Annotated in this window: 21 protein-coding genes; 13 read left to right on the top strand and 8 right to left on the bottom strand. The window is 51.5% G+C overall.

From position 1 onward, the window contains the following. Positions 1 to 309 precede the first annotated feature (309 nt). On the top strand, positions 310 to 1,350 hold the full coding sequence (gene rsgA / locus PsAD37_RS02690) for a ribosome small subunit-dependent GTPase A (protein ID WP_063294820.1): 1,041 nt from the start codon (positions 310 to 312) through the stop codon (positions 1,348 to 1,350). Positions 1,351 to 1,758: 408 nt separating this feature from the next. On the opposite strand, the gene PsAD37_RS02685 is transcribed toward rsgA, so the two are convergent. The 5 genes from PsAD37_RS02685 to PsAD37_RS02665 all read right to left on the bottom strand — a co-directional run bounded on the left by PsAD37_RS02685 (position 1,759) and on the right by PsAD37_RS02665 (position 8,763). Further along, positions 1,759 to 3,351, bottom strand: coding sequence for a HAMP domain-containing sensor histidine kinase (locus PsAD37_RS02685; protein ID WP_063294819.1), 1,593 nt, complete (start codon positions 3,349 to 3,351; stop codon positions 1,759 to 1,761). Further along, positions 3,348 to 4,049 (bottom strand): response regulator transcription factor, encoded by a 702-nt coding sequence (locus tag PsAD37_RS02680; protein ID WP_063294818.1) that lies wholly within the window; start codon positions 4,047 to 4,049, stop codon positions 3,348 to 3,350. The genes PsAD37_RS02685 and PsAD37_RS02680 overlap by 4 nt, the downstream gene beginning before the upstream one ends. A gap of 2 nt (positions 4,050 to 4,051) precedes the next feature. After that, positions 4,052 to 5,650 carry a DUF4173 domain-containing protein gene (locus tag PsAD37_RS02675; RefSeq protein ID WP_208991649.1) on the bottom strand — a complete coding sequence of 533 codons (1,599 nt, stop codon included), beginning with the start codon at positions 5,648 to 5,650 and terminating at the stop codon, positions 4,052 to 4,054. A 201-nt stretch (positions 5,651 to 5,851) separates the two neighbouring features. After that, positions 5,852 to 7,909: a methyl-accepting chemotaxis protein gene (locus PsAD37_RS02670; protein WP_063294817.1), complete on the bottom strand. Its 2,058-nt coding sequence runs from the start codon at positions 7,907 to 7,909 to the stop codon at positions 5,852 to 5,854. A gap of 344 nt (positions 7,910 to 8,253) precedes the next feature. Then, positions 8,254 to 8,763, bottom strand: coding sequence for a DUF2867 domain-containing protein (locus PsAD37_RS02665; RefSeq protein WP_063294816.1), 510 nt, complete (start codon positions 8,761 to 8,763; stop codon positions 8,254 to 8,256). Between the two features lie 289 nt (positions 8,764 to 9,052). Between PsAD37_RS02665 and PsAD37_RS02660 the strand changes: the two genes are divergently transcribed. Continuing rightward, the gene (locus PsAD37_RS02660; RefSeq protein ID WP_193778200.1) at positions 9,053 to 9,985 is read left to right on the top strand and encodes a S9 family peptidase; all 933 of its coding nucleotides are present in this window, start codon (positions 9,053 to 9,055) and stop codon (positions 9,983 to 9,985) included. Between the two features lie 69 nt (positions 9,986 to 10,054). Here PsAD37_RS02660 and PsAD37_RS02655 read toward each other — a convergent pair whose 3' ends face one another. The 3 genes from PsAD37_RS02655 to pyrF form a co-directional block, all read right to left on the bottom strand. After that, positions 10,055 to 10,492, bottom strand: a complete 438-nt coding sequence (locus PsAD37_RS02655) for a type III secretion system chaperone (protein ID WP_153039665.1) — start codon at positions 10,490 to 10,492, stop codon at positions 10,055 to 10,057. 395 nt (positions 10,493 to 10,887) lie between these two features. Further along, positions 10,888 to 11,556 (bottom strand): pyroglutamyl-peptidase I, encoded by a 669-nt coding sequence (pcp, locus tag PsAD37_RS02650; RefSeq protein ID WP_063294813.1) that lies wholly within the window; start codon positions 11,554 to 11,556, stop codon positions 10,888 to 10,890. 127 nt (positions 11,557 to 11,683) lie between these two features. After that, the gene (gene pyrF, locus PsAD37_RS02645; RefSeq protein WP_063294812.1) at positions 11,684 to 12,400 is read right to left on the bottom strand and encodes an orotidine-5'-phosphate decarboxylase; all 717 of its coding nucleotides are present in this window, start codon (positions 12,398 to 12,400) and stop codon (positions 11,684 to 11,686) included. A gap of 204 nt (positions 12,401 to 12,604) precedes the next feature. Between pyrF and hisB the strand changes: the two genes are divergently transcribed. The 11 genes from hisB to PsAD37_RS02590 all read left to right on the top strand — a co-directional run bounded on the left by hisB (position 12,605) and on the right by PsAD37_RS02590 (position 20,379). Further along, positions 12,605 to 13,198 carry an imidazoleglycerol-phosphate dehydratase HisB gene (gene hisB, locus PsAD37_RS02640; protein WP_063294811.1) on the top strand — a complete coding sequence of 198 codons (594 nt, stop codon included), beginning with the start codon at positions 12,605 to 12,607 and terminating at the stop codon, positions 13,196 to 13,198. A gap of 35 nt (positions 13,199 to 13,233) precedes the next feature. Beyond that, complete coding sequence (locus PsAD37_RS02635; protein ID WP_063294810.1) at positions 13,234 to 13,707, top strand: DUF2628 domain-containing protein; 474 nt, start codon at positions 13,234 to 13,236, stop codon at positions 13,705 to 13,707. A gap of 13 nt (positions 13,708 to 13,720) precedes the next feature. After that, positions 13,721 to 14,374, top strand: a complete 654-nt coding sequence (gene hisH / locus PsAD37_RS02630) for an imidazole glycerol phosphate synthase subunit HisH (protein ID WP_063294809.1) — start codon at positions 13,721 to 13,723, stop codon at positions 14,372 to 14,374. Positions 14,375 to 14,419: 45 nt separating this feature from the next. Then, complete coding sequence (hisA, locus tag PsAD37_RS02625) at positions 14,420 to 15,163, top strand: 1-(5-phosphoribosyl)-5-[(5-phosphoribosylamino)methylideneamino]imidazole-4-carboxamide isomerase (protein ID WP_063294808.1); 744 nt, start codon at positions 14,420 to 14,422, stop codon at positions 15,161 to 15,163. Continuing rightward, complete coding sequence (gene hisF, locus PsAD37_RS02620; protein ID WP_057463033.1) at positions 15,160 to 15,939, top strand: imidazole glycerol phosphate synthase subunit HisF; 780 nt, start codon at positions 15,160 to 15,162, stop codon at positions 15,937 to 15,939. Before hisA ends, hisF begins: the two co-directional genes overlap by 4 nt. A gap of 54 nt (positions 15,940 to 15,993) precedes the next feature. After that, the gene (locus PsAD37_RS02615; RefSeq protein ID WP_063294807.1) at positions 15,994 to 16,317 is read left to right on the top strand and encodes a phosphoribosyl-ATP diphosphatase; all 324 of its coding nucleotides are present in this window, start codon (positions 15,994 to 15,996) and stop codon (positions 16,315 to 16,317) included. A gap of 54 nt (positions 16,318 to 16,371) precedes the next feature. After that, a complete protein-coding gene (coaA, locus tag PsAD37_RS02610; protein ID WP_057463035.1) occupies positions 16,372 to 17,337 on the top strand; it encodes a type I pantothenate kinase in 966 nt (321 codons plus the stop codon). A gap of 325 nt (positions 17,338 to 17,662) precedes the next feature. After that, complete coding sequence (locus PsAD37_RS02605) at positions 17,663 to 18,625, top strand: hypothetical protein (RefSeq protein WP_063294806.1); 963 nt, start codon at positions 17,663 to 17,665, stop codon at positions 18,623 to 18,625. A 92-nt stretch (positions 18,626 to 18,717) separates the two neighbouring features. Next, a complete protein-coding gene (locus PsAD37_RS02600) occupies positions 18,718 to 19,497 on the top strand; it encodes a GNAT family N-acetyltransferase (RefSeq protein ID WP_063294805.1) in 780 nt (259 codons plus the stop codon). A gap of 166 nt (positions 19,498 to 19,663) precedes the next feature. Next, entirely contained in the window at positions 19,664 to 19,921 is a 258-nt protein-coding gene (locus tag PsAD37_RS02595; protein WP_057463038.1) for a SemiSWEET family sugar transporter, read from the top strand. Between the two features lie 152 nt (positions 19,922 to 20,073). Beyond that, positions 20,074 to 20,379 carry a hypothetical protein gene (locus PsAD37_RS02590; protein WP_063294282.1) on the top strand — a complete coding sequence of 102 codons (306 nt, stop codon included), beginning with the start codon at positions 20,074 to 20,076 and terminating at the stop codon, positions 20,377 to 20,379. Positions 20,380 to 20,454 lie beyond the last annotated feature (75 nt).

Raw genomic sequence — 20,454 nt, 5'->3', positions numbered from 1 at the left:
CGCTCCAAAATCTTTAGTGCAGCGACTTCTTGTAGTTTGACTGAAGCCAATCAGACACAACGCGCTTTGGCCATTATGCCGCACGGGAATCCTGCTTGCCAAACACCCGGTAGCTCTATAAGCTCATAGATGTTGCACAAGAGTGTGATGCCCGAAACGTAACCAAAGGAGGTGTTTGATGATTGTAATAAAGGTGCCTCAGGCAGGTTCGTTTAAATAGGCAACACGCCTTACCTGCCTGACCCACTTTGGGGTCCGTATGCGATAGCTACGGCGACCCTATGGTGCTGTTCTATTTCAGGCAGATAAATGTCCCATAAATTGATTGAGCTGGGTTGGTCGGCTCATTTTATGATGCAGCTTCGTGATGACGAGCTGCAAACCCTTTCTGTTGCGCGCATTACTCAGGTTCATAGGAACCAGATGGTCGCCATCAGCAGTGAGGGAGAGTTTTCTTTGAGCGTCCCAGGCCATGGTTCTACCGGCTCTTATGCCGTTGGTGACTGGGTGATCTATGATTCTCAGTTTCAGGTTACGCGTGTTCTTGACCGCCTTACTGTCGTGGAACGACGGGCCGCGGGGGAAGATGCACGCACGCAGCTGATTGCGGCTAATCTGGATGTGCTGTTCATAACCACCTCCTGCAACAAAGACTTCAACATTGCGCGCCTTGAGCGATATCTGGCTGTTGCCCAGCAAGCTGGCATTCAACCTGTTGTGCTGCTGACAAAAGCCGATTTGGTGGAGGACACGCGGGACTTTGAAGTCCAGGTGCAAAAGATTGATCCTTTGTTGCCGGTCATCGCGCTGGATACCCGCGATGCCTCTCAAATCACGCCGCTCTTTGATTGGTGGAAAGCCGGACAAACAGCGGCTTTGGTTGGGTCATCTGGTGTTGGTAAGTCTACCATTCTCAACAGCTTGAGCGGGTCTTCCGCCAAAACCTCTGGAATTCGTGAAGATGATGCCAAAGGTCGGCATACAACGACGGCACGCTGCCTTTACCCGATTGGTGAAGGACGCTGGCTTATGGACACGCCGGGTATGCGTGCCTTGAGGCTCTATGAGGTTTCCGAAGGCGTTTCGGCGGTGTTTCAGGATCTGGTTGATCTTGCTGAGGACTGCCGGTTTGGTGATTGCAGCCATGATGCAGAGCCTGGGTGTGCCATCCAGGCTGCGATTGAGTCGGGTGAGCTGGATGCTGCCCGGTTGAAACGCTGGCAGAAGCTGGTACGGGAAGAGCAATACAACAGTGAGACTGTTGCGCAGTCCCGGTCCCGTTCAAAAAACTTCTCAAAAATGATCAAACGCGTGCAAAGCGGTAACCGACACATGAACGGCGACGCCTGACACTCATGATATGTGCTCCCGTGGATGTAAGTTTGCGGGAGTGCATAAGGGCGGGTTCTTGCGTTTTTTTATGTTTCCAAGGGGGAGCCGACCCACGAATTTGGCAGTTTCCGCAGGTCGGCCAGATGTCTTTGAAGTGTTGTTGTGTTGAGGCAACTTCAAAGACCTCGGGAGGCTTATCCACTCGGTAAATTTGCTGTCTGACCGAAGTGGTGACGCTCACCTATTTTTTAACCGAATGCAGTGCTGCAATACCGTACTCGGTGTGGCAGCCTTGTTTTTGCAGCTGCTTTAGATGAGTGTCGCGCGGATCCATGAAACAAGCTGTCCTATAAAGAACAGCGCAAGATTTTTTTTTAGGCTAGACGCTCCCCGCGAAGCAGGGGGAAGCCACACACAGATTCGGGATTATGCGTCCTGTGGCAGGACTTTGGGCAGCTCAACACAGAAGGTTGTTTCTGCATGATCCGCCAAAAAGGTGAGAGAGCCGTAGTGAGACTTCACCATCGACTGCACGATGCCGAGACCCATTCCGGTCCCACCTTCTGAGCGACGGGTTGTAAAGAACAGGTCAAAAATTTTACCTGCATTCCCCTCAGAAATACCGCTTCCATTGTCGCAAATGTAGAATCGCAGTGTTGTCGGCGTTTCTTCGATTTGGATAGTAACTTTTGTGGCCGCGTGGTTGATCGCATTGTCCACCAGGTTGAAGAAAATGATTTCTGCATTTTCAAGCGTGATCGGCACTTGGACCGAAGATTGGCTCTTACAGTTCACTTCAAGACTAGCGTATTGATTCTGCAGGTGGTTGAGCAGGTTTTCCAGATCCAACTGACCCGTTGATTTCGGGTTGTCTGCACGCGCCAGATGACGCAAGCGATCCAGCAGGGCTGTTACCCTGTCGGAGTCTTTGAGTATGTTATTCAGAAAGCGGTTTCGCTGTTCCTTCGACATGTCCTCACCAGACTCCATGAGCAGCTCTACCGCGCCCTTGGTTGCTGTGATCGGAGACTTCAGTTCATGCGCGGCGTGTGAGGCAAATGTTGAGATGTAATCTGCTCTCTCAGATATCTTGCGCGCCATTGACAGGAAGCTATCTGCCAGCGATGCAAACTCACGTGTACCGTTGTGCTTGAGCGGGGCGATTGCGTTTGCATCACCCGTACTGATTCGCTGCGTGCGCTCTATGAGCTCGTGGATTGGCTTCGTGATTACCCGCAGAAAGACAAAGCCAATCAGCGCTGTCACCAGCAATGTGAATGCGCTTGCTATGGCAACAATTTCCCATTGCTTGAAGAGCTGGCGCATGGTGTTGCTTGGGGTTCTGGACGCATAAATCACGCCGACAACCTTGTTGTGCAAGATGACTGGCATTGCGGAGAAAATACGCGTTGCCGTTCCGCGGCTTAAGGATGAGAACGCCGGAGCTGGTTCATCTGAAATGCGTTCTCGTAAAACGCTCTTGTATTCCCCCGAAAGCGCGGCCTGAACCTCTTCAATGTGGCTTAGAGAGAGCCCTAGTTCGCTGCGCCCAGCGATGACGTTTCCTTTGTGGTCCAGCACCCGGAAACCAGCCAAAGTGACCTTTTGGGTTTCTATGAGCAAGGGAGACAAGCGGCTCCCGATCTCTTGCATAATGTCGCTCGAAGGATCGTTTGAAGGACGCGCTCTTGCTCGGCGTGGAAATGTTTTTGCAGAAAACAGATAGTTACGGGGGGCGATGGGCTTGTATGGACCATTCTCAATGGAGATGGTTTGCTTAATGGCTGCAAACTCACCGAGCTCTATCTCCTCTTGCTCGGCCACCATGCGTGACATGACTGCAGACAGGACAGCACTTTGAGCAATCAGCGCATTTTCTGTTTGCTGGAAAATCTGATGCTCGAAGATGCGGAAGAACAAGATGATGGCGAATGGCAGCAGAAGCACGCTTAGCAACACGGCAACGACAACCATGCTTAGGGTCGGGCGCCACTTTTTACGTGTTATTGCAGCCTTCATGATGCTGCAGACATGGCTGCTAACCGAAACCCGACGGCATGAACAGTTTCGATAAGATTGGGAGCCCCTGCATTTGTCAGCTTCGAGCGCAAATTGCGGATGTGGCTGTCGATGGTGCGATCGGAGACATGGATATTTGGCGGGTATGCAAGATCTATAACTTTGTCGCGCGAAAACGTCATTCTTGGACGGTCAAGAAACAGTTTCAGGATCTCAAACTCGATTGACGTCAGCTCCACAGGTTGCCCGCGATACGTCACGGATCGGTACGCGGCATCCAGTTGCACGCCTCCGGCTTCTCGTTGAGCAGAGCTTGCCGGTTCTGCGAGCTTGGGGCCTTTCGTTCTCTTCAGAATTGCGCCAATACGCGCGACAAGCTCCCGAGGGCTGAATGGCTTGGTGACGTAGTCATCACCGCCCATCTCCAAACCGAGGATTCGGTCAATTTCTTCATCACGTGCGGACAGGAACAGGATCGGCACTTCTGAGTGCTTGCGGATTTCCCGGCAAACCTCAAAACCATCCATTTCAGGCATGCCGATATCGAGGACGATCAGATCTACCGGCTCGTTCCTGAAACGGGCGACAGCTTCGAACCCATCTTGAGCAACACTTGCTTTGTAATTGGCTTTTTCGATTGCGAAGGTTATGACGTCGCGAATATGAGCGTCATCATCAACTACGAGAATATTTTGCATTTTCAGAGGCCCGGATCGTCACGATATCGAGTTTTACTGTCGCTTGGTGCCGTTTGCAACTCAGTCGGGGTTTGCAATTCAACCGGGACCTCATTCTCTTGCAGATAATCGAGCAGCAACTGATTTCTAAGGCTCCAAAGGCGCCAATCCCTTGCATCGAGCCGCACGTGGAGAGCCATGTAACGCCGGGAGGACTGCAACTTTATCAGATACTTACTTTTGCCTTCACTTTCGCGGTCCAACTCGCTTCTGATCTTCGCATCAATTGCGGGGATTGCCTGCGGACCAAGCTTGATCAGATACCAATGGTCAAACTTGGTGCCCTCGGCGTAGGTCACATTGTAGTTTGCGATCAAAGCGGCAGTGTTTGTGAGGCTGAGGGAATACAGGATCACCGCGACCACAAGCATGTTTACCCGAACAAGCCAGCTGTTGTTACGCTTCAGCGCGAGCTTCACAACAATGCTAAGCACCCCGATAAGCACCAGCATCACCCAGATCAACGCGTAAAAGCGCAGGTAAGTCATTGAATACTCGCTGACGTAATTGCCGAGGCGCGCAAGACAGGAGACCACAAGCAGAGTGGTTTGAACTGTCCATGCCAGCAGTAGTACCTGCACGAGCTTGGATTTTGCAGTCGCAGCCCCTGAACGGCTGGCAAACAACACGAAGATTGCAGCAAGCAGAGCGGCGATGATGAGCGTATAAACGCCTGAGTGTGCGTAATTGGCGTATGTGGTTCCTGCAGGAAGTTCTTGAGAACCCCACAGGTAGACAGCATCCAACACCGTTTGCAGGGCGAAGAGGCCGTTGAAGAGGACCAGTGAGCGAACCACTGCCTTGTAGCCAAAGAGATCATCCATCACTGATTGATAGGCCTGGACGACTTCCTGCTCCGGTGTTTTGACACTCGGTACAGTAGTTTTCTCTTTCTTCAGCTTTTTCCTGAACTTGACCCGCAGAAACGGCCAGACCAGAGCAAAGGCAATGGACCAAAACACGATGCGTGCCATGTTCAGTTTTTCGAAGAACTTTCCAGGATTGATGTTGAGCAACCATTGCTCGATGACTGGGTTGGAAGAGCTGAACAGGTAGAGGAAGACTGGGAACAGCGTTAGCGGCAAGAACCAGGCGAACGCCAGTTTTGCGTAGTTGGAAAATGGCCGCTTGCGACGCTTCACGCGACTTAGGGTGATCATGTCCTTCACAAAGCCCAGCGGCCAACGGCGCAGGAAAATGAGCAGCACTCTTATTAACTTCAGGTCGAAGGCGTTTATGCGCAAGTTCATGATCAGTGCGCTTGTGGCTAGTGACAGGATCGCAATAAGGCCGCTGAGGAAATCCCACTGGAGCACACTTGGCGCAACGCCAACAATCACTGTCAGTCCTGCGATCCATGCACGGTGAGCACTTACCCTGCCCGCACCTGCCAGCATGATTGCAAAGGCAACGGCCACGATGAAGATGCTGAAGCCGATTTCTGCGCGGTGGCCAAAGAATAAGTAATCTGCGAGCAGGCAGAGCCCCAGGCCGAGGATAAGACGCGCCTGAATGCCAAGGACAGGCATCCATGGCAGCTGTTTGCGAGAGGTCGATAACATTGATTTTGCCCCAAAATCATTTGAAAGAATGAAGTTGGGGGAGATCTAGAGACCTCGATTGCAGGGAGTTGGGCAAAACACATGAGATCGCGTGCAGATTTGTGCAGTTTCTGTGCAAGCGGCTTTCATGATGTGTTGGGCAGCGGAAAAGGCAGCCTACACTGATGTGCAAACTGCCTTTGGTTTGTTGTTTCAGTCTCCCTAAGCCGCTTTTATGTCACCAAGGAACTGGTCGATTTCCGTGCGGAGGTGATCAGCTTCCGTGCGGAGTTCTTCGGAAGCGATGAGGACTTGCTTGGAGGTTACGCCGGTTTGGATGGCGACCTCGTTGACCTTGGAGATGTTTTCCGTGACCTCCGCCGTTCCACCTGCAACTTCGCTGACGTTGGTTGCGATTTCCTGCGTGGCGAACTTTTGCTCACTGATTGCACTGGAGACAGCACTGGCACGTTCGTCGATCTCACGAATGATCTTGTCGATGTCTTCCATTGCCGTGAGAGAGCCCTCTGTTGCGCGCTGGATATCTGCAATCTCGTTGCGGATCTGCTCGGTGGCCTGAGATGTCTGCTCTGCCAGCGACTTCACCTCGCTTGCCACCACAGCAAAGCCCTTGCCAGCTACCCCTGCCCGCGCGGCCTCTATTGTGGCGTTGAGCGCAAGCAGATTGGTTTGTTCGGCAATATCTGTGATGATGCTGACCACATCCCCCACACTTTGCGCAGCCTTGCGCAGTTCTGCTGCATCGGAATTGGCGCTGTGCACTTGCTCTACGGCCTCTGAGGCTGCTTTTCTGCAATGGTGCATCTGGTTACCGATTTCAGCGACAGAACTGTCGAGTTCCTCCGTTGCTGAGGCGACGGACTGGACGCTGCGGGATGCTTCTTCAGCTGCGGAAGCCACGGCTTTGGATTGGGAACTTGTGAGTTCGGAGATATTCGACATTTCCTGAGAGGAGAGCTGCATGGTCTGCGAGTTGCGGCCCATGGTCTCCAGCACGTATGAGACGGCCTGCTCAAAATCGGCGATACGCCCTTCCAGAAACTCACCACGCTCAAGCTGGACTGCGTGCTGAGTGTCTTGCTCGTGCTTCAGATCACGCATCAGGATCATATTTTCCTGGAATACGGATACCGCCCTGATCATCTGACCCACTTCATTTTTGGCAGACTCCGGCAGTTTGATGTTCAGATTGCCACTCGCAAGTTGCTCCATGGCCTCAATGATACCTGCGAAGGAGCGCTGGATGGATTTGATAAGGATGAAAGACATCAGGAACACCAGTAGGAAGGCAGCTGCTGCGATGCTCATGTGCAGTGTCAGGCGTCCGTTGGCATTGGCCTGAAGGTGCTCCGTATCTGTGATCAGGCTTGCGGCGATGGTGTTTTCCAGTGTCTTGAGCTGATTGATCTTCTGGGAAGCTGTTTCAAACCACTCCGGACCGCTTATTGCTTCCAGGTCAGTTGTGGAGTTTGCACCACCCAGCGCGATATCGCGGTAGGTGTTCAGCTTCGTGTTGGCAGCCCCTTCCTGCACCTTTGTGAAGTCTGCAAAAATTTCACGTGTGGCATAGGTCTGGAAGATATGGGTAAAGGCCTCTTGTTCCACGATCAGCTTTTGAAACTTCTTCATAGCTGCAGGTGGGAACGCATTGCTTGCAAAGCCAGCGGCACCAACCGCCCGCTCCAAGCCTGCCCGCTCCTTTGCCAGAAGGAAGGCATGATAACTCACAATTCGATCTACAATTTCCGCGTTGGGACTGAGCTCGCTCATGGAGCCGATGATATCCAGCTTCTCGGAGTTTAGTTGGGTGTAGAAACTGACAGCCTCTCCAATCTGCACGTTAAGGTCATCCACTTCAGAACGCAGGGCTGGAGTCTTTTGCAGTTGTGCGTTGATGCCTTCCAGGTCTGCTGCAAATTCCGGCTGATAGATGGTCAGGTCAAAGCCATTTAGAAACTGCAGGTAGTCGATGCGCGCTGTATCAGTTGCCCGGCGTTGCTCTTTCAGGTCAACCGCAAACTGCTGGCCTTTGCTGGCGAGGAACAAGGCAGTGGCTCCACGCTCTTTTTGTTGCTCATGCACCAGACTGCCGATTTTGACCGACAGGCGCGTGAGCTGAGACAGTGCTGCCAGCTTCTGCTCGTCCTCGGTATCCACCTTGATGAGCTGATAGAGAAAAACGAGAGCTGCAATACTTGGAATAATTGAGAGCAGTGTAATGGTATGAACAATTCTGAGCTTAGCTAAATATGCAAACATGATAATATGGGTCCGCTGAAATCTAGCTAAGCATTTTCCCTTGTTTATTTACGGCTAGTTAACGATACAGGGCCGATTTCATGCATGCGAGTAGCATTTGGAATCGTGTGAAAGCTGCACTTTTGATAGAGCCTTGTTCAGAAATTCTTTTTCTGGAAATCAAGTCCTTTTGTTAATCAGATAAAAAACATTAGTTATTTCGCATATTCTTTAAAAACAAACATTAGAGATATCAGTAAACTGATTAATCAGATCAACAATTATTCGCAGACAAACTTAAATCAGAGCAGAGATTCGAAATAAAACGCCTCATTCAGTAGACTAATACATTCTGATTAAGCGTTTTACTTAGTTGAGCAAAATGCACGACTTACGTTACGTAGCATGCGCCAGGAAATGAACTTGTGGGCTGGGCCAACCGGCAGCATGTAGAGGTTGCCGAACCAGTTGTGGGTGATGACTGAGGACGTGATGCGGACCAGCGCCCCTTCATTTGCAGCGTCGACACTGATGGTGGTCATGACTGAGAGGTGCTTGTCTCTTGAGGTGAGCACTAACTCGCGATCCTCGATATGTTCCACCAAAAAGAAGTCGAGATATTCTCCCGCAGCAGGCGGAGTGGCTGTACGTTTGTCTCCAAATCCTTTTATCTTTGTGACGCCCGCTAATGCGGAGATTTGGTCTCTCACCCAAAACGCAGCGCTGAGCCAAGCGGAGCGTTTGCTGAACAACGCACGGTAGATTTCAAATGCGGTTGGCTGTGCGTTTATCTTCAAAGAATTGACGTGATAGAAGTTAAGCTCTTCGCGTGGAGCAACCAATTGAGGGACCGGGAGGGATGAGATTTCCGGCATTTCTGATGCTCCTTCAATGCAGCCATGACTAATGTGACCATCTCTTTAGAATAATCTAAAGTACTTTTATAGACAACGGATTAGATCCTGTTACGCAGCTTGCCTGAAACTATAATTATATATCTTAGGTGCCACACTCTCGCCTTATGATTGCAGCACACTTTTCCTTGCACCAGTTCGGTGTTTCTATTTTTATATTACGGGCAGATCACGTTGAGTATGAGGTACAGCAAGACAGGCTTTTTTGTATGGCTCTGTGCGCTTGCTGGGTATGCTCATGGGGGAATTTATGCAATCTAGTTTGCTTCGTGTTGCTATTGGGTGTTCCGTTCTCTTCACTGCTCAGGCCGCTTTTGCATCAGGCCTTTATCTTGTGCGTGAAGACGGCAGTGAGATCACAATCTATCTGAAATCCCAAAGCCCGAAGGACGCGACCGACCTCCTTGTTCTCATTCAAGGCTCAGACTGCAACAGCCTTGCTCACAATACTCTGATCAATGAGCAGTTTTCTCGAGTTTTGCCCGAAGCGGATGTTCTGACCGTTGAGAAATACGGGATCACATCGGACCTCTCGTGGGATCGCAGCAGCGATGTTCACCCTGATTGCCCAGCGGATTACATCGAGAATGCCTCTCCGGAACGTCGAACAGCAGATTACATCAAGACTATCAATCAGCTGAAAGAAGGCGGGACTTACGAGCGCGTGTTCTTAGTTGGCGGCAGTGAAGGTGCTGTGGTTGCCAATATGATTGCTGCAAAAACTGATTTTGTGACGGCCAGTGTTGCTCTGAATGGTGGAGGGCGTCACTTTATTGATGATATCCTGCACAACATGAAGTCCAGCGGCATGCCTAATGAGGCGTTTAAAGAAGCCTCTGCTGGGTTCAAAGGCTTTGCGCAGCAGATCACCACAAGCAAACCGTTTGACGTCAACATGAGTGGGCACGGCTATAGCTGGTGGAACGCTATGCTGAAACTAGATCAGTTAGAGATTCTGGCTCAAGTTGAGAACCCTTTATTGATTGTGCAAGGTGGGCAAGACCAAAGCGTTTCACCTGAAGCTGTTGATCAACAGATTGCGAAACTCACGGAGCTGAGTAAGACCTATATTACTTACAAATCCTACCCAGACATGACCCACTCCTTTAAGGGGGCTGGAGGGGAAAGCATGGTCGAGCAGGTCATCACCGACATTAAGGGATGGTTGGCGCAGCTGGATTGATCCATCGAAGGGCAGTTTTCTGCCCTTTTCTTTTATGGTGGGGGATGGATTGTCAGCTTGGGCTGCTGATTAATGCAGTTCCAACTTTGCCTTGGCGCTATCCTGCGAGTGACAGACACCATCGCGCTTCATCTTGCGCTCGCACTGACGTTGGGAGGCAGGGGTGAACTTTGGCTTCCACGCACGGACAACTTCTTTGAATTCTGCAAGGAACAGTTTTAGTTCTGTGGCATCAAGCTCTTCAAGAGCGATGCAGGAAACAACGGCAGGCTGGCCAAGGGCAACACGAATGAAGGTAAAGCGGTTCTTTGCGGTATGGTTCTCGTGCAGCATCTGAACCATGACATGCTGCGGTACGTCGGCATCCTCTGAGAGGTAGGCCATCATCTTCAGGCGCTTGTCGCAGGCCCGCATGTGGATCTCAATATCATCGGCATTCAGCGTACACTCACCGTCTGTATTAAAGACAGGCGCTTCCATGCCGCCATCCGATGCAACCTTATTCATAAGTGTTTGCGGTGTCATATTCTGCAAGACAGACCATCCAATCCATTTGTTTCTATAGTGGCGGAAAATATCGAATATTCTCCTAAGAGCTCCCTGGTTTTGAGGCAGGAAGTTCCAGTGACCACTATGAATTGGAATAAGGGCAGAAACTGTCTTCTATGAGACACAAAGCCGTGATGTACCTGCGGAAATCGTCAATCTTACCACCTAAATAACGCTGCTGTGATCTGGCCTGAACCGCAAAACTGCGAGGGCAGGAAGGTAAGTTGTGTGATCCGTGAGGCACAACTCATATCGATCACATCTACTGAACTCGGCGTCAGAGGGCTTGGATAAGTGTTGAAAGACGCTTCTGTGCCCGATGTGTTGTTTTTTGGTGCTCGGGTGTGTCCTTTTCAGATCAGCATCTTGGAGATGATGTTGATGTTCTGGTCCTGATGATTTGCCTGCAACGCCTCAATGCCGGCACGCATACCTTTGACCAGAGTGTCGACGGACATGCTTGGTGCACCAAGATTCTGGATCATAGCGGCAACCTCCGGCAAATGAGGCAGATGCACCCAACCAGCCCGAACTGGGAGATTGTGTTTCGCGATGTGGTGCAGGACGCCGTACATGAGATGATTGCAGCAGAACGTGGCAGCTGAGTCCGAAATATCCGTTGGCACCCCTGCATCCCGCATGGCTTGTGTCATGGCGCGCAGAGGAACAGTTGCGTAGTAGCCAACTGGCCCATCTGGCACGGTCAGCTCGCCCTGAAGTGTGACGCCTGAAGTATCGGTTACGCCATAGCGGGCGCAGTCGTTGAGGTTTTGTGCGAGGCGCTCCAGCGTGATCATGGAGCGACCACCATATTCACCCAGCATGAGGACAGAGCTGGGTTTCAGCTCTTCCATGGCAGCGACGGTTTCTTCTATGCAGTGAAAATAGCTGCCAGAGACGATGCGGGAGACGATTTTAGCACCAGCGATCTCTTCACCATCCAGTGCCAGCGCAAGCTTTTCTGCCGGATTAGTGGGCGTATTGGCATAGGCGCCAAAGCCTGTGATGAGAATGGTTTCCATAAAATGCGCTCCCTCTCGTTTAGATCGCGCAAATGGTACCCAGAGCAGCTTAAGCCTTTGTTCAAGAGACAAAGACAGATGAAGCAAAAAGAGCCTCTGCATGACAGAGGCTCCCACGTTTGTGACTTTATAGAGCGCTTTCAATTTCTGCCACGACAGCTTCAGCTGCGGCGCGGGGGTCTTCGGCGCGGTAGATTGGGCGGCCGATGACGAGGTAGTCGGAACCAGCTTTGATTGCGTCGTAAGGTGTCATCACGCGGCGCTGATCGCCTGCATCTGCGCCTTTAGGGCGTACGCCTGGTGTCACAATGCAGAGCTTGTCGCCAACTTTGGCACGCATGGTGGCGGATTCCATTGGCGAGCAGACAATGCCACCGACGCCAGCAGTTACCGCATCAAGCGCACGCTGTTCCACCAAGGTTGCTGTAGGGCCGACATAGCCTGCGTCTTTGAGGTCTTGCTCATCCATTGAGGTGAGCACGGTGACGCCCAGCAGGCAGAGGTCTTTGTTCCCGACTTCTTCCAGTGCCTTCACGGCTGCGCGCATATTTTTCGGGTAGGCGTGCACAGTCATGAACTTCATGCCCATTTTTGCAACGTTTTTCACTGCGCTGGTGATGGTGTTGTCGATATCCAGAAGCTTCACATCCAGAAAGATGGAATGCCCTTCCTTCGCCATCTCTTCAGCGAAATGAAGACCACCTGCGAACTGGAGTTGCATGCCGATTTTGTAAGTGCCGACAAGTCCTTGTGTTTGTTTGACGAGCTGGCGGGCCTCATCAACTGTTGGAACATCCAGAGGGAGGATCAGGCGATCGACTGCACTTGCTGGGCGATAAGACATGCGAGGCTCCAAATATCTGCTAGATAAACGGCTCAGTTCCTAACAGTTTGTGCCGAGAAATACCAGAGGGAGTAGCAGATCCTAGCTTTTTCATCTTTGGGTATTTTCAGCGATCCCTTAGCCTGTTAAAACGGCGCGTCTTTAAATGCTTGTGCAGGGGTTTTGCATGAGTATAAGGACTATAAACTTATCAAGGGACATCCCATGCGTCAGGCCACTATTGCCCGCGGCACAAAAGAAACGACGATCTCTGTTTCCATCAATCTGGATGGCACAGGCAAGTACGACATCAAAACCGGTGTTGGTTTCTTTGATCATATGTTGGAACAACTTTCCCGACATTCGCTCGTGGACATGACGATCCGCGCAGATGGTGACATCCATATTGACGACCACCACACCACCGAGGATGTGGGCATTGCTCTGGGGCAAGCGTTTAAAGAAGCGCTTGGCGACATGAGCGGCATCACCCGCTATGCAGACACGCACCTTGCGATGGATGAAGCCCTGACCCGTGTGGCTCTGGATGTCTCCGGTCGTCCTTTCCTTGTCTGGCAGGTAGACTTCCCAAGGGACAAGGTTGGCACGTTTGATGTTGAGCTTTTTGAGGAGTTCTTCCGTGCGTTTGCCATGAATGCAGGTTTTACACTGCACATTGCAAACCTATATGGCACCAATTGCCATCATATTGCGGAAACATGCTTTAAAGCAGTTGCGCGTACTGTACGCACAGCTATCGAACCAGATCCACGCCAGAGTGGACGCGTGCCAACTACAAAAGGTCAGCTTGGCGGCTAACCTTTTCGGCCCGCAGCTCTGCTTGTTCAGGGAGAATGCAATTGGCTGTCTATTATGTCATGACCGAACCAGGGGTTTCACTTGACCACCTGAAGGACGAGGACGCACGAAACATCAAGTTCGTGAAAGACGGTTTCTCGTGGTGGGCGATGCTCTTCCCGCTGCTCTGGTCTTTGTACAACCGGATGTGGCTGGTCTTCCTCAGTTATCTGGCAGCAATCATTGCGCTGGTGTTTATTGCTGAAGCCTTTGGGTCGACCACTGGCGGCTTTATCACCGTGCTGGCCACTTTGTTTTTTGCGATGGAAGCCGGGTTCTTGAAAAGCTGGAGCCTGCGCCGCAAAAACTGGCAGACTGTCGGGTTTATCACTGCCGCCAATCTGGATGAGGCAGAAATTCGTTTCTTCGACCGCGTTTCCAAAACCAAAAGTGAAGTGCGGCTTCCACAGGGGCCAATGGCTCCACAAACCAGCGACACTGACGTCGTTGGAATGACACTCAAGCGATAACAGGAGTTTCTTCATGAGTGTGGCAATTATTGATTATGGTTCTGGCAACTTGCGCTCCGCAGCAAAAGCGTTTGAGCATGCAGCCCATAACCATCATCATACTCATGAGGTGACGGTAACTTCTGATCCTTCAGTTGTTGCCAAGGCTGACCGCATTGTGCTGCCAGGCGTGGGCGCTTTTGCCGATTGTCGTCGTGGCCTGCAGGCTGTTGACGGTATGGAAGAAGCATTGGCGGAAGCTGTGCTGACCAAAGGCAAACCTTTCATGGGGATTTGCGTGGGTATGCAACTGTTGGCGACTCGCGGGCTTGAGTTTGAAAAGGCCGAAGGGCTGGACTGGATCAGTGGTGACGTCACAGCGATGAAACCAGCTAATCCTGAGCTGAAAATTCCTCACATGGGCTGGAACACCATCAACGTTACCGGTGATGAGCATCCGGTGCTTGAAGGCATCAATACCGGCGGTGATGGCCTGCACGCTTACTTCGTGCACTCCTATCACTTTGCGACCGCGAACCCTGAACACCGTTTGGCAAGCTTTGACTATGCGGGTGAGTTCACTGCGATGGTTGGACGAGACAACATGGTCGGCACGCAGTTTCACCCGGAAAAGAGCCAGAAGCTCGGCCTCTCTTTGATTTCCAATTTCCTGAGCTGGGCGCCGTAACGGCTGCCCGCTTTCAGTGACACAGACAAGTCCAAGGACAGAATTATGATTATTTTTCCAGCGATTGACCTTAAAAGCGGCCAGTGCGTTCGTTTGAAACTGGGCGACATGGATCAGGCAACCGTGTTTAACGATGACCCAGGTGCGCAAGCAAAGACGTTTCAGGATCAAGGCTTTGAATGGCTGCACGTTGTTGACCTTGATGGTGCGTTTGCAGGTGAGACCAAGAACGGCGCAGCTGTTGATGCGATCCTTGCCAGTACCACCAACCCGGTTCAACTGGGCGGCGGTATCCGCACTATGGAACACATCGACAACTGGCTGGCAAAAGGCGTTGCGCGCGTCATTCTTGGTACCGTAGCCCTGCGCGATCCTGAGCTGGTGAAGGAAGCTTGCAAGAAGTACCCTGACCGCATTGCTGTTGGCATTGATGCCAAAGGTGGCAAGGTTGCAGTTGAAGGCTGGGCAGAAACCTCCGAACTGACCGTGATTGAGTTGGCAAAGCAGTTTGAAGATGCTGGCGTTGCTGCAATCATCTACACCGACATTGACCGTGATGGTGTGCTGAAAGGCCTGAACATTGAAAGCACGCTGGAACTGGCCAATGCAGTAAGCATTCCGATTATTGCTTCCGGTGGTCTGGCTGACATCAAGGACATTGAGCGTCTGATGGAAACGGATTGCGATATTCTAGAGGGCGCGATTTCTGGTCGTGCGCTGTACGACGGTCGTCTTGACCCTGCTGAAGCGCTTGATCTGATCAAGAAAAGCCGTGAGGGCCTCGCATGACCCTGAAGGCGCGCATTATTCCATGCCTTGATGTGAAGGATGGCCGTGTTGTGAAAGGCGTCAACTTTGTTGACCTGATCGATGCTGGCGACCCTGTTGAGGCAGCTAAAGCTTATGACGCAGCTGGTGCAGATGAGCTGACGTTCCTTGACATTACAGCCTCCAGCGACAACCGCGACACCATCTATGATGTTGTGCAACGCACTGCGGAAGCCTGCTTTATGCCAGTGACCGTAGGCGGCGGTGTGCGCACCGTTGAAGACATCCGCAAACTGCTGATCGCCGGGGCTGACAAAGTTTCAATCAACACCGCAGCGGTGAAAAATCCTGAATTTATTCGGGAAGCAGCTCAGAAATTTGGCAGCCAGTGTATTGTTGTCAGCATTGATGCCAAGCGCGTTTCTGCTGAAGGCGAAGAAGAGCGCTTTGAGATCTTCACCCATGGGGGCCGTACGCCAACCGGCATCGATGCTGTTGAGTTCGCTCGTAAGGCAGTGGATCTGGGCGCTGGTGAGCTGCTTGTTACATCTATGGACCGTGATGGCACGCAAGAGGGCTACAATTTGCCGCTTACCCGTGCAATTGCGGATGCTGTACATGTACCTGTGATCGCCTCCGGTGGGGTTGGAACTCTGGATCATCTGGTTGAGGGTGTTCGTGATGGACACGCGACTGCTGTGCTTGCTGCTTCAATCTTCCATTTTGGGACTTACAGCATTGAAGAAGCCAAGCAACACATGGCAGATGCTGGAATTCCTATGCGTCTGGATAAGTAAATTTCGCTCAGGTATTAAGAGTAAACCTGAAGCGGCCTCAACAAGGCTAGCCAAATGACCAATTTTACCCTTTCGGACCTAGAGGTTATTGTTGCTGCACGTGCGAACAGTGACGATGAAATGTCATATACCCGCAAACTCATTTCAAAGGGCGTTTCCAAGTGTGCACAAAAGCTTGGAGAGGAAGCCGTTGAAACTGCGATTGCAGCCGTAGAAGGTGATAGAGACGGTGTTGCTTCTGAAGCAGCTGACCTGCTTTATCATCTACTTGTTGTTATGAAGGTTTCCGATGTGTCGCTGGATGAAGTTCTAGCTAAGCTTGCAGCACGCACCGGCCAAACCGGACTGGAAGAAAAAGCGTCTCGTACGGACGACTAGTTTTCTTCCTGTCACGCGAAGTGGGAGGCACGAGGGGCCTTGAGCGCTAACGCTATGCATAAAGAAATCGCTCCAGTCCAAGAGCTGGACCTGTCCCCCTACTCTGTCTTTACAGAGACTGAATGGGCGTCTTTACGCGCAGGTACACCAATGACGTTGAGCATGCAGGAAATTGAAGACCTGCAATCGCTCAATGACTTTGTGTCTCAGGAGCAGGTGAAGAATATTTACCTGCCACTGTCTCGTCTGCTTGCCTATTACGTGGAAGCTTCCCAAAGCCTTCAGTTTGCAACGAAGCGCTTTTTGGGCATGCAGCTGACCCGAACGCCGTTCATCATTGGTATTGCGGGTTCGGTCTCTGTCGGCAAGTCAACGACAGCTCGCCTGTTGCAGGCATTGCTTTCGCGCTGGCCCGCCAGCCCGAAAGTGGACCTGATTACCACCGACGGATTTTTGTATCCCAACTCTGTTCTGGAAACAGAAGGATTGATGCGTCGGAAGGGCTTTCCTGAGAGTTATGACCGCTCTGCACTGCTCAAATTTCTGACAGACATCAAGGGTGGGGAGCGCAAAGTTCGTGCCCCGATTTACTCTCATTTCTTCTATGATGTGATGCCGGGACAGCATGTCACAGTCGAACAGCCAGATATTTTGATCGTCGAAGGGCTGAACGTTTTGCAGACTTCGCATCAACCTAAAGCGGCCAAGGCAGTGCCCTTTGTCTCTGATTTCTTTGACTTTTCCATCTACATTGATGCGGAAGAGCAAGTGCTGCAACGCTGGTATCTGGAGCGTTTCATGCGTCTGCGTGAGACGGCATTCCGAGATCCCGGTTCATATTTCCATAAATTTTCCACAATTTCGAATGATAAGGCGCAAGAGATCGCGAAGGACCTTTGGCAGAACATCAATCTGGAGAACCTTCGCCAGAACATCTTGCCGACGCGACCACGCGCTGATCTGATCCTGACAAAGGGAACAGACCACAGCATCGAAACCGTGGCGCTGCGCAAGATCTAAACGAGCAAATGCGCTCTTACATTGCTGACTAACAGACTGGCACCGAGAGGCAGGCGCCAACCTGTATTGCATGTGTTTGAGCACTGAGTGCCCGCAGGCTTTCTCTGGAAGGCTTGCTGGAAAGTTTTGCCTGCCGGCGTGCAAGATGCCCCCGAGCAGGAGCTTGCGTCAGTAAAACGACAGCTGCGCACCATCATCAGACTGGCATGAACCACGAAGCGCGTGAGCGCCTCGACCGTTTCTTATTGCCAAGTTCCAGCAATCTCGCATGCAACGCGCGCGGGAACCGGTGCCGCTGTGCCTAAAAAGGGCTTTCGGAGGAATTATGCTACAGCTTGCAAAAGTATCCGCGTATGCAGGGTTTAGTTTTCTGGTTCTCACTACAGCAGTTGCTGCAGGGCCAAACGCTTCTTTTGGGGATCTTTCCTTGTCTGAGGAGCCAGTTTCTCTGCTCTCCGGCAAAGATACTCTTCCGCAAAACAAGCTGACCACTTCCGGCAATTATAATGTTGCCAAGCCAATTCTTGCTAAAGGCTGGGCGACAGCTGAAGACGGCAAGGCAGGCTCCTCTCTTCAACAAATCCTACCTGTTGGTGCACAGCTGAGCGTGCTGGACTGGGCGACTGACCCAACCAAAGGCGAGCTGGTTCGTCTGGGCGTTGACCAGCCGGACGAAGAAGGCAGCATCACCGCTGACATTTACATTTCCAAAGCAGATTTTTCGACCTACACGCTGACTGAAGTTGCCAAACTCAGCCGTGACGAAGCAGACAAGATCGCCGGTAGCGAAGAAGACAGCTATATTGGCTATGCTGGCGCAGTGCTGGCTGCAAGCTCTGGCCGTGTTCGCTCTGCTCGCCGCCGACGCGGTATGACCTACTGCTACCGCTATGTGAAGAAGCATCTGATTTCTGAAGGTCTGGTAGACACCTACATTCCGGGTGGCTCGGCTTACATGGCGATCAAGGCTCTCCCGAAATATGGCTTCAAACGCTTGCGCGTGAGCAGCCCTGACCGTGCGCCAGATGGCTCGATCTGCGTTTATAACCGCGACAAACGCAATCGCCACGGCCACATTGAAGTGAAGAAAAGCGATACCTGCTACTGGTACGGCTACGGCTGTAGCAAGAACTCCATGTATGGACGTCGCGACTTTTACGACTGTTTTGCCAAAGGTGACATTAAGCGAAGTTTCTGGGCGTTTACGTCTTCGAGGAAAGACGAGGACGACAATGAACGCGGAAGTTCTGCTCTTGTAAGAAAGAACGATCCTTCTGAACGCCTTTAATACCTGATGATGACACCCTGACTGAAAGGTCGGGGTTTTGTCATTTTGGTGCTTTAAACTTTCCAGATCGGGACATTCCGAGGAGGCCTAAAATGCTTGCATATCTAGCTGCACTGAAATCCGCAGAGAAATCCGAAAAGGATCCCTCTCAAAACCAGAACGAACTGGGGCAGGTCGTGGGCGAAGATATGTTGGATTGGGCTCAGGCTCAGCTGCCGACAGACGAGACGATGGTCGGTCACTTTTGCAGACTGGAGCGATTGGACCCCGAAAAGCATGCGCAAGACCTGTATGAGGCGTTCAGTGTCGATACAGAAGGCCGGAACTGGACCTATCTGGATGAAGGCCCTTTTCTAGACTTTGAAAGCTTTGAGCAATACATCAAGGAGTTGGCTGCCGGGAACGACCCGTTTTCATTTGCTATCATTGAACAAGAAGGCGGGAAAGCTCTTGGTGTTGCGAGTTACATGAACATTGTGCCTGAAACTGGCAGCATCGAAGTTGGGCACATCCACTTCTCTCCCCTGCTGCAACGCAAGTGCGGCGGTACGGAAGCGATGTTCCTGATGATGCAGCGAGTGTTCGATAAATGGCGCTACCGTCGTTATGAATGGCGGTGTAATGCCTTGAACAAAGTTTCCCGCAAAGCAGCTGTGCGCCTTGGCTTCAGCTACGAGGGAACATTGCGTCAGGCATCCGTTGTCAAAGGCAAGAACCTGGATACGGCCTGGTTCTCGGTGCTTGATAGCGAATGGCCCGTTTTGCGTGCCTCCTTTGAAAAATGGCTTTCACCTGCGAACTTCAAGGAAAACGGCGCGCGCATCAAAACGCTGTCCGAACTGGTTGCACGAGAAGAGGTCCGAGTCTTTTAACGACCTATTTGCCGACCTAATGATGATGAAGCCTCGGTACGCCCGAGGCTTTTTTTGTGCGAAGACCTGCCGCACATGCACCTATTACGCTAGATTTCATGTTGTGCTACTCTGTTTTCACCTACCCAAGCTTTTCTTATCTCACATTACAAATGCGATTATCACTATGCTCGTTTACGCAGATTACATCGGCTATCTCGCTGCCATTATTGGCACCTTGTGTTGGCTTCCGCAGACCGTGAAAACGTGGCGGTCTCGCGAGACAAAAGACCTCTCCCTTGCTGCAAACCTTCTTGTGCTGAGCACTGTAGTGCTCTGGTTTGTCTATGGCATCATGATGGAGGCCTGGCCGCTTGTTGTTGGCAATATCATTTCCATTATCGCGGTTGGTGCGATTGTGACTGCCAAGCTGATCTATAAATGAGATCGCGCACAGAATGGTCGGATTTGAATAGATAGAGGCCCACAGCATTAAGCTCAGGTTCAGCACACCTTTCGGGACGTAATAGACAGAGACGCTGGTTTAAATTCATATCTATGGGGAGGATATGTTTTGACACGTGAGAAGGAACCAGCATGTTCGACCTCAATAAAAACAATAAGAACGCCGCCGCCCAACAAGAACTCAAAGCGCAGTTGGAAGCGCTCCGTTCAAAGTCAGGAACCAAGGTCGAAGAAGAGCGCATCGAAGGCGTAGACAAGAGTGTGCTTGATCGTGCTGCCGCCCCTCGCGAAGTGCAGCTGACCCATGACATTGCCGCAGCACGTGAGAAGTACCGCGCTGCTACCGGCGATGAGGACAAAAAGGCCGCAATGAAGCATATCTCCGACCTTGAGATGCGGCTGGCGATGGAAAAAGAGAAGAACGCCAAGAACAGATAACTTTGGTCTCAGGCATAGAAAAACCCCGATGCAGGGTGCTGCACCGGGGTTTTGTTTTTTGTACTGTTTGCAGAG

The sequence above is a fragment of the Pseudovibrio sp. Ad37 genome (assembly GCF_001623075.1).
In the GTDB taxonomy this organism is placed as follows: domain Bacteria; phylum Pseudomonadota; class Alphaproteobacteria; order Rhizobiales; family Stappiaceae; genus Pseudovibrio.
The sequence above is the reverse complement of the archived record's forward strand: the minus strand, read 5'-3'. Positions and strand labels throughout refer to the sequence as shown.

What these genes read in the sequence shown, in the direction of transcription:
- coaA (WP_057463035.1), top strand. Translation starts at nt 16,372, where the DNA reads ATGCATAAAGAAATCGCTCCAGTCCAAGAGCTGGACCTGTCCCCCTAC.
- hisB (WP_063294811.1), top strand. Translation starts at nt 12,605, where the DNA reads ATGCGTCAGGCCACTATTGCCCGCGGCACAAAAGAAACGACGATCTCT.
- PsAD37_RS02590 (WP_063294282.1), top strand. Translation starts at nt 20,074, where the DNA reads ATGTTCGACCTCAATAAAAACAATAAGAACGCCGCCGCCCAACAAGAA.
- hisA (WP_063294808.1), top strand. Translation starts at nt 14,420, where the DNA reads ATGATTATTTTTCCAGCGATTGACCTTAAAAGCGGCCAGTGCGTTCGT.
- PsAD37_RS02595 (WP_057463038.1), top strand. Translation starts at nt 19,664, where the DNA reads ATGCTCGTTTACGCAGATTACATCGGCTATCTCGCTGCCATTATTGGC.
- hisF (WP_057463033.1), top strand. Translation starts at nt 15,160, where the DNA reads ATGACCCTGAAGGCGCGCATTATTCCATGCCTTGATGTGAAGGATGGC.
- hisH (WP_063294809.1), top strand. Translation starts at nt 13,721, where the DNA reads ATGAGTGTGGCAATTATTGATTATGGTTCTGGCAACTTGCGCTCCGCA.
- PsAD37_RS02670 (WP_063294817.1), bottom strand. Translation starts at nt 7,909, where the DNA reads ATGTTTGCATATTTAGCTAAGCTCAGAATTGTTCATACCATTACACTG.
- PsAD37_RS02685 (WP_063294819.1), bottom strand. Translation starts at nt 3,351, where the DNA reads ATGAAGGCTGCAATAACACGTAAAAAGTGGCGCCCGACCCTAAGCATG.
- PsAD37_RS02635 (WP_063294810.1), top strand. Translation starts at nt 13,234, where the DNA reads ATGCAATTGGCTGTCTATTATGTCATGACCGAACCAGGGGTTTCACTT.
- pyrF (WP_063294812.1), bottom strand. Translation starts at nt 12,400, where the DNA reads ATGTCTTATCGCCCAGCAAGTGCAGTCGATCGCCTGATCCTCCCTCTG.
- PsAD37_RS02605 (WP_063294806.1), top strand. Translation starts at nt 17,663, where the DNA reads ATGCTACAGCTTGCAAAAGTATCCGCGTATGCAGGGTTTAGTTTTCTG.
- PsAD37_RS02655 (WP_153039665.1), bottom strand. Translation starts at nt 10,492, where the DNA reads ATGAATAAGGTTGCATCGGATGGCGGCATGGAAGCGCCTGTCTTTAAT.
- PsAD37_RS02675 (WP_208991649.1), bottom strand. Translation starts at nt 5,650, where the DNA reads ATGTTATCGACCTCTCGCAAACAGCTGCCATGGATGCCTGTCCTTGGC.
- PsAD37_RS02680 (WP_063294818.1), bottom strand. Translation starts at nt 4,049, where the DNA reads ATGCAAAATATTCTCGTAGTTGATGATGACGCTCATATTCGCGACGTC.
- PsAD37_RS02600 (WP_063294805.1), top strand. Translation starts at nt 18,718, where the DNA reads ATGCTTGCATATCTAGCTGCACTGAAATCCGCAGAGAAATCCGAAAAG.
- PsAD37_RS02615 (WP_063294807.1), top strand. Translation starts at nt 15,994, where the DNA reads ATGACCAATTTTACCCTTTCGGACCTAGAGGTTATTGTTGCTGCACGT.
- PsAD37_RS02660 (WP_193778200.1), top strand. Translation starts at nt 9,053, where the DNA reads ATGCAATCTAGTTTGCTTCGTGTTGCTATTGGGTGTTCCGTTCTCTTC.
- rsgA (WP_063294820.1), top strand. Translation starts at nt 310, where the DNA reads ATGTCCCATAAATTGATTGAGCTGGGTTGGTCGGCTCATTTTATGATG.
- pcp (WP_063294813.1), bottom strand. Translation starts at nt 11,556, where the DNA reads ATGGAAACCATTCTCATCACAGGCTTTGGCGCCTATGCCAATACGCCC.
- PsAD37_RS02665 (WP_063294816.1), bottom strand. Translation starts at nt 8,763, where the DNA reads ATGCCGGAAATCTCATCCCTCCCGGTCCCTCAATTGGTTGCTCCACGC.